This is a genomic window from Streptomyces sp. NPDC104096 (assembly GCF_055584385.1).
On the sequence record NZ_JBVJMD010000128.1, the window covers coordinates 1 to 6,505 of the forward strand.

The window sequence follows — 6,505 nt, forward strand, 5'->3', positions numbered from 1 at the left end:
ACCCCCCACCCCCCCCCCCCCCCCCCCCCCCCCCCCCCCCCCCCGCCGGGGGGCGGGGGGGGCGCCCCCCCCCCCCCCCCCCGCGGCCGGTCCCGGAGCGGGGAGCCGGTCTTCGCCGGACGGCGCGTCAGCGCGCGTCGGTGAAGGTGCCGCCCTGCTCCGCCTTCTCCACCAGCAGCGCGGGCGGGGTGAACCGGTCGCCGTAGCGGTCGGCGAGTTGCCGCGCGCGGGCCACGAAGCCGGGCAGCCCGCCCTCGTAGCCGTTGATGTACTGGAGGACTCCGCCGGTCCAGCCGGGGAAGCCGATGCCGAAGAGGGAGCCGATGTTGGCGTCGGCGACGGAGGTCAGCACGCCCTCCTCGAGCAGCTTGACCGTGTCGAGCGCCTCGGCGAAGAGCATGCGTTCCTGCATGTCCTCGAACGGGATCCGGTGGCCGGACCTGGTGAAGTGCTCCCGCAGCCCCGGCCAGAGGCCGGTGCGCGCGCCGTCCTCCCCGTACTCGTAGAAACCGGCGCCGCCGCTGCGGCCGGGGCGGCCGAACTCGTCGACCATGCGGTCGATGACCGCCTCGGCCGGGTGCGCGGGCCAGGTGCCGCCCGCCTCCTCGACGGCCCGCCGGGACTCGTTGCGGATCTTGCGGGGCAGGGTGAGCGTCAGCTCGTCCATCAGGGACAGCACCTTGGCCGGGTAGCCCGCCTGGGCGGCCGCCTGCTCGATGGACGCGGGCTCGATGCCCTCGCCGACCATCGCCACGCCCTCGTTGATGAAGTGCCCGATGACGCGGGAGGTGAAGAAGCCGCGCGAGTCGTTGACGACGATCGGCGTCTTCTTGATCTGGCGGACCAGGTCGAAGGCGCGGGCGAGGGCCTCGTCACCGCTGCGCTCGCCCTTGATGATCTCGACGAGCGGCATCTTGTCGACGGGCGAGAAGAAGTGCAGCCCGATGAAGTCGCTCTGGCGCTCCACGCCTTCGGCGAGCGCGGTGATGGGCAGGGTGGAGGTGTTGGAGCACAGCAGCGCGTCGGGTTCGACGATGTGCTGGATCTCCTGGAACACCTTGTGCTTGAGCGAGGTGTCCTCGAAGACCGCCTCGATCACCGCGTCGCAGCCCGCGAGGTCCTGCGGGTCGGCGGTCGGGGTGATGCGGGCGAGGAGGGCGTCCGCCTTCTCCTGGGTCGTACGGCCCCGGGAGACCGCCTTGGCGCACAGCTTCTCGGAGTAGCCCTTGCCCTTGACGGCCGCCTCCAGCGAGACGTCCTTGAGCACGACCTCGATGCCCGCGAGGGCGCAGGAGTAGGCGATGCCCGCGCCCATCATCCCGGCGCCGAGCACGGCCACCTTGCGGACCTGGCGCGGCTCGACGCCCGTGGGCCGGTTGGCGCCGGAGTTGACGGCCTGGAGGTCGAAGAAGAACGCCTGGATCATGTTCTTCGAGGTCTGGCCGGCCGCCAGCTCCACGAAGTACCGGGCCTCGATGAGCTGCGCCGTCTCGAAGTCGACCTGGGCGCCCTCGACGGCGGCCGCGAGGATGTTGCGCGGGGCCGGGTAGGGGGCGCCGTTGGTCTGCTTGCGCAGGCTGGCCGGGAACGCGGGCAGGTTGGCCGCGAACTTCGGGTTGGCCGGGGTGCCGCCGGGGATGCGGTAACCGGGCCGGTCCCAGGGCTGCTGCGACTCGGGGTTGGCGTCGATGAAGGCGCGGGCCTTGGCGAGCAGGTCCTCGGGGCTGTCGGCCACCTCGTGGACGAGGCCGTTGTCCAGGGCGCGCCGCGGGCTGTACTGGGTGCCCTGGAGCAGCACCTTCAGCAGGGCGTCGGCGATGCCGAGCAGCCGGACCGTGCGGACGACGCCGCCGCCTCCGGGGAGCAGGCCGAGGGTGACCTCGGGGCAGCCGATCTTGGAGCCGGGGGCGTCGAGCGCGACGCGGTGGTGGCAGGCGAGGGCGAGTTCGTAGCCGCCGCCCAGGGCCGCGCCGTTGATCGCGGCGACGACCGGCTTGCCGAGGGTCTCGATGCGGCGCAGGTTCCGCTTGATCTCCAGGCCGCCGTCCAGGAGGTCCTGGGCGGTGTCGGGCGTGACCCGGATCAGGTCGCGCAGGTCGCCGCCGGCGAAGAAGGTCTTCTTGGCGGAGGTGAAGACGACGCCGCGGACCGAGTCCTTCTCGGCCTCCAGCCGGTCGGCGATCGCGGCGAGCGAGTCGCGGAACGCCTGGTTCATGGTGTTGGCGGACTGGTTGGGGTCGTCGAGGACGAGGGTGACGACGCCGGTGTCGTCCTGTTCCCAGCGGATGGTGGTGCTCTCGGTCATGACTGGTGTCTCCGTAGAAGTCTGAGGGTCCGCCGGGTGGTTACAGGCGCTCGACGACGGTGGCGATGCCCATGCCGCCGCCGACGCAGAGCGTGGCGAGGCCGTAGCGCTTGTCCTGGCGCTCCAGTTCGTCGACCAGGGTGCCCAGGATCATCGCGCCGGTGGCGCCGAGCGGGTGGCCGAGCGCGATCGCGCCGCCGTTGACGTTGACCTTGTCCAGGGACAGGCCCATGTCCCGCACGAAGCGCAGGACGACGGCCGCGAAGGCCTCGTTGATCTCGACCAGGTCGATGTCGTCGATGGTCAGCCCGGCCTTGGCGAGCGCCTTGCGGGAGGCGGGCGCGGGCCCGGTGAGCATGATGGTCGGCTCGGAGCCGGAGACGGCCGCGGAGACGATCCGCGCGCGCGGGGTGAGCCCGTACCGCTCGCCGACCTCCTTGGAGCCGATCGCGACGAGCGAGGCGCCGTCGACGATGCCGGAGGAGTTGCCGGCGTGGTGGACGTGGTCGATCTTCTCGACCCAGTGGTACTTCTGGAGGGCCACGGCGTCGAAGCCGCCGAGGTCGCCGATGTCGGCGAAGGACGGCTTCAGCCTGGCCAGCGAGTCGGCGGTGGTGCCGGGGCGCAGGTGCTCGTCGTGGTCGAGGACGACCAGGCCGCTGCGGTCCCGCACGGGCACCACGGAGCGGTCGAAGCGGCCGTCCTTGACGGCCGTGGCCGCCCGCTCCTGGGAGAGCGCCGCGTATTCGTCGACATCGCGGCGCGAGAAGCCCTCGATGGTGGCGATCAGGTCGGCGCCGATGCCCTGCGGCACGAAGTTGACGGCGAGGTTGGTCATCGGGTCGTTGAACCAGGCGCCGCCGTCGGAGGCCATCGGCACCCGGGACATCGACTCGACGCCACCGGCGAGGACCAGGTCCTCCCAGCCCGAACGGACCTTGGCGGCGGCCATGTTCACCGCTTCCAGGCCCGAGGCGCAGAAGCGGTTCTCCTGGACGCCGGCCACCGTGTCCGGCAGGCCGGCTGCGACCGCGGCGATCCGCGCGATGTCCGAGCCCTGGTCGCCGACCGGCCCCACGACGCCGAGCACGATGTCGTCGATCGCGGCCGGGTCGAGGCCCGGGAAGCGGTCACGGATCTCGTGGATGAGCCCCACGACCAGGTCGATGGGCTTCGTGCCGTGCAGGGCCCCATTGGCCTTGCCGCGCCCGCGCGGGGTGCGGATCGCGTCGTACACGTACGCTTCGGTGCTCACTGACAAGCCTTTCAACGAGGGTTTCTGCCGAGCGGTATCGGGGGCGTGGGAGCCGTGGGTGCGTCCGGGGCCGCGTCGCGGGTGGCGCGGCGCGGGCCGTACGTCCGTCAGGCGCCGTCCGCCAGGAGTCCGGGTATCTGCCAGTCGCGGGCCACCGCCGCGGTGTCGGCGCCCGGTTGCGCGGGGCCGCTGCGGACGGTGGTGGGTGTCGCGGAGAAGCGGGGCGCGGGGGCGGGCTGGGTGATGCCACCGTGGTCGGTGAAGGTGCCGCGGGCGGCCAGGTGCGGGTGGTGCGGGGCCTCGCGCAGCGACAGCACGGGGGCCACGCACGCGTCGGAGCCCTCGAAGACGGCCGTCCACTCGTCCCGGGTACGGGTGCGGAAGCGGGCCGCGACCGCCTCGCGCAGCTCGCCCCAGCGGGTCCAGTCCTTGTGGGCCGGAGCGAAGTCCTTCAGTCCGACGAGGTCCAGGAACTCCTCGTAGAACTGCCGTTCAAGGGCGCCGACCGCCATGTGCCCGCCGTCGGAGGTCTCGTACGTGCCGTAGTACGGGCAGCCGCCGTCGAGGAGGTTGACGCCCCGCCGGTCCTGCCAGCCGCCCGCGGCGACCATGCCGTGGATCATCGTGGCGAGATGGGCGGCGCCGTCGACGATGGCGGCGTCGACGACCTGCCCGCTGCCGCTCGCACGGGCGTGGTGCAGTGCGGCGAGGACGCCGACGACGAGGTAGAGGGAGCCGCCCGCGTAGTCGCCGACCAGGTTGGCGGGCACGGCCGGCGGCCGGTCCGGCTCGCCGATCATGCCGAGGGTGCCGGTGAGCGCGATGTAGGCGATGTCGTGCCCGGCGCGGTGGGCGAGCGGGCCCTGCTGGCCCCAGCCGGTCATCCGGCCGTAGACCAGCCGCGGGTTGACCGCGTGGCAGGCCTCGGGGCCGACGCCCAGGCGCTCGGCGACGCCCGGCCGGTACCCCTCGACGAGGATGTCCGCGCGGGAGGCGAGGTCGAGGACGCGAGCGGGTCCTCCGTCCGCCTTCAGGTCGACGACCACCGAGCGCTTGTTGCGGTTGGTGACGTCGTACTCCGGGGGGACGCCGAGTCCGGGGCCGCCGGGGCGGTCCACCCGTACGACGTCGGCGCCCAGGTCGGCGAGGAGCATGGCGGCGAACGGGCCGGGCCCGATCCCCGCGAGCTCGACCACGCGTACGCCCGAGAGCGGGCCGCCCCCGCCCGGTGCCGTTGCCGCTGTCATCCAGCCCCCTGAAGCCGTGACCGTGACACAAGTGATGTAACACCAACGATGCTAAGAACACGTTCTACGCAACACAAGACCTGGGCGAGCAAGCGCTTAGCCAAGTATGGACGGCGCGCCGCGGGATCGCCGCCCGAGGGCACCAAGTGGAGCAAAAGCGCGTCTTCCGCCGCTTCTTCCGGCCATTCCCGGGCCCGGCCGTCCCGATACCTCCGGGCTCGTCGCGGAGTCCCGCGGTCCTCACGCTAGCCTCAGCCACCGACAGCGGCGCGGCTGCACGAGGCAAGGGGTGTCATGACCAGGCTGAACAGGACGGACCGTCCGTACGACATCGTGCTCTTCGGAGCCACCGGCTTCGTCGGCACGCTCACCGCGGAGTACCTCGCCGCGCACGCGCCCGAGGGGCTGCGCTGGGCGATCGCGGGGCGCAGCGAGCGCGGACTGCGGGAGCTGCGCGACCGGCTGCCCGGCGGCACGGAGATCGGCGTGCTGCGGGCGGACGTGTCCGACCCGGCCTCGCTGCGCGCCCTCGCCGAGCACGCGCGCGTGGTGGCCACGACCGTCGGCCCCTACCTCAGCTACGGCGAGGAACTCGTCGCCGCCTGCGCGGACGCCGGCACGGACTACCTCGACCTCACGGGCGAGCCGGAGTTCGTGGACCTCGTGTACGTACGGCACGACTCACGCGCGCGGGAGACCGGCGCACGGCTGGTGCACGCGTGCGGTTTCGACTCGGTCCCGCACGACCTGGGCGCGCTCTTCACGGTCCGGCAGCTCCCCGAGGGCGTGCCGCTGCGGGTCGACGGCTTCGTGACGGCGCAGGCCACCTTCTCCGGCGGCACGTTCGCCTCGGCCCTGAACCAGTTCGCGCGCGGACGGCAGATGGCGGCCGCCGCACGCGACCGCGGACGGCACGAGCCGCGGCTCGTGGGCCGCCGGGCCTCGGCGCCGACGGGCGCGCCGCGGTTCGCCGGGGAGGTCGGCGCCTGGGCGCTGCCCCTGCCGACCATAGACCCGCAGATCGTCCGGCGTTCGGCGAAGGCCCTGGAGCGCTACGGCCCCGACTTCCGCTACCGCCACTACGCGGCCGTACGACGGCTGCCCGTCGCGCTGGGCGGGGTCGCCGCCGTGGGGGCGCTGGCCGCGGCCGCCCAGGTCCCGCCCGCGCGGCGCTGGCTGTCTGGTCGGCTCAAGCCCGGCGACGGGCCCAGTGAGCGGACCCGGGCGAAGAGCTGGTTCTCCGTGCGCTTCGTCGGCGAGGGCGGCGGCCGGCGGGTGTTCACCGAGGTCGCGGGCGGCGACCCCGGGTACGGCGAGACGGCGAAGATGTTCGCGGAGTCCGCGCTCGCCCTGGCCTTCGACGACCTCCCGCCGACGGCCGGGCAGGTCACGACGGCGGTGGCGATGGGCGACGCGCTGACCGAGCGGCTGCGCCGGGCGGGGATCACCTTCCGGGTGGCCGCCGTCCGGTGAGGCCGCGGACGCCCCGGCCGGGGGTCTAGGGCGTGTTTCGAGTCGGGAATTACATTCAAATGTATAGGCTTGCCCTATGGCACGGATGGGGCGGCCGAAGGCCGAGTTGACGCTGTCGGACGAGGAACGAGCCGCGCTCGAGGGGTGGGTGCGGCGTCGTTCCACGCCGCAGGCGTGGGCATTGCGGTGCCGGATCATCCTGGCCTGTGCAACCGGCGCGTCGAA

4 protein-coding genes are annotated in these 6,505 nt (G+C 73.1%); 1 reads left to right on the top strand and 3 read right to left on the bottom strand.

Going from position 1 to position 6,505, the window contains the following annotated elements; translation table 11 throughout:
• Nucleotides 1-127: 127 nt before the first annotated feature.
• The 3 genes from ACZ60B_RS42390 to ACZ60B_RS42400 all read right to left on the bottom strand — a co-directional run bounded on the left by ACZ60B_RS42390 (nt 128) and on the right by ACZ60B_RS42400 (nt 4,807).
• On the bottom strand, nt 128-2,305 hold the full coding sequence (locus ACZ60B_RS42390) for a 3-hydroxyacyl-CoA dehydrogenase NAD-binding domain-containing protein (protein WP_469397284.1): 2,178 nt from the start codon (nt 2,303-2,305) through the stop codon (nt 128-130).
• Nucleotides 2,306-2,345: 40 nt separating this feature from the next.
• The gene (locus tag ACZ60B_RS42395) at nt 2,346-3,560 is read right to left on the bottom strand and encodes an acetyl-CoA C-acetyltransferase (RefSeq protein WP_469397286.1); all 1,215 of its coding nucleotides are present in this window, start codon (nt 3,558-3,560) and stop codon (nt 2,346-2,348) included.
• Between the two features lie 107 nt (nt 3,561-3,667).
• Entirely contained in the window at nt 3,668-4,807 is a 1,140-nt protein-coding gene (locus ACZ60B_RS42400) for a CaiB/BaiF CoA transferase family protein (RefSeq protein ID WP_469397290.1), read from the bottom strand.
• A gap of 294 nt (nt 4,808-5,101) precedes the next feature.
• Between ACZ60B_RS42400 and ACZ60B_RS42405 the strand changes: the two genes are divergently transcribed.
• On the top strand, nt 5,102-6,280 hold the full coding sequence (locus ACZ60B_RS42405) for a saccharopine dehydrogenase family protein (protein WP_469397293.1): 1,179 nt from the start codon (nt 5,102-5,104) through the stop codon (nt 6,278-6,280).
• Nucleotides 6,281-6,505 lie beyond the last annotated feature (225 nt).

What these genes read in the sequence shown, in the direction of transcription:
- ACZ60B_RS42390 (WP_469397284.1), bottom strand. Translation starts at nt 2,305, where the DNA reads ATGACCGAGAGCACCACCATCCGCTGGGAACAGGACGACACCGGCGTC.
- ACZ60B_RS42400 (WP_469397290.1), bottom strand. Translation starts at nt 4,807, where the DNA reads ATGACAGCGGCAACGGCACCGGGCGGGGGCGGCCCGCTCTCGGGCGTA.
- ACZ60B_RS42405 (WP_469397293.1), top strand. Translation starts at nt 5,102, where the DNA reads ATGACCAGGCTGAACAGGACGGACCGTCCGTACGACATCGTGCTCTTC.